The 848-nt window shown below is 64.9% G+C and carries 1 protein-coding gene; it reads right to left on the bottom strand.

The annotated features are described in order from the left end of the window. Positions 1–391 precede the first annotated feature (391 nt). Positions 392–634, bottom strand: coding sequence for a hypothetical protein (locus tag ACYQ2W_RS26430; protein WP_459874083.1), 243 nt, complete (start codon positions 632–634; stop codon positions 392–394). Positions 635–848: the final 214 nt, after the last annotated feature.

Raw genomic sequence — 848 nt, 5'->3', positions numbered from 1 at the left:
AGTTTGCCCCGACGCGAGCCCACGCCTCGCTTTCGAATTTTCCCAGTACCTTCCAGCGCTTAGCGGCGAATTTTCCCAGACGAGGCCCGGCCGGGTCCAATTTTCGCCTAGAGGCGGTTTTCGGCTTACGGAGAGGGGGTTCGGCAGGGATGGAATCGGCTGCGCCAGTGCGCGCACGCGGCGGCGCCTGCGGGCGGTGGGCGCCGGAGAGAGGGGGAGATGGGCGAGTGCTACACCCATCGGGAGAGGGATTCCTTGCAGGCCATCGGCGCATTGTAGGCCGTTCGGGGCGGGGCTTCATCTCCCGCTCGGACAGCGTTTCCGGGGGCTTCGTCGGTTGGGTAGCGGGGCTGCCCCAGCCCCGCTACCCGTTCCCGGTTCCGGTTCCGGCCTACTCCTCGTCAGCTTCGTATAGCCGCCAATACGGATAGCCAACCCGGGCGTAGTAGTCGTAGGCCATGCGGCGCTCATCGCTGCCGTTGCTGGAGTAGCCATCGGCGCGGGGATCATTGACCCAATCCATCAGGCCGCACAGGTCGGCGATGAATCCCCGCAGCACGGTCTCGGGGTCGGTGTGGTCTTCCTTGCACAGGGAAACGAATTCGTCGGGTAGTTCCAGGGTGAGGCGTTTCATGCCGGCACCTCCTCGGTATGGTGATCGTTGGCTTGGCACAAGCCCAATGAGGGCTTGCCGGGCATGGCGACCGCGCAGCGTCCGGGCACGGCTTTGGCAAGGGCGGCGCGATAGCGCCGTTCATTTCACCCTTGCCAAAGCCGTGACCGGGCGCTACCTCTCCGAGCCATACCCGGTAAGACCGGAGGCACCGACCTTCACGCAACTCTTCTTT

The sequence above is a fragment of the Endothiovibrio diazotrophicus genome, from assembly GCF_054657215.1.
Note: the sequence above shows the minus strand (reverse complement) of the source record. Positions and strands in the feature narration are given on the sequence as shown.

Coding starts and splice junctions, on each gene's coding strand:
- ACYQ2W_RS26430 (WP_459874083.1), bottom strand. CDS start 634: ATGAAACGCCTCACCCTGGAACTACCCGACGAATTCGTTTCCCTGTGC.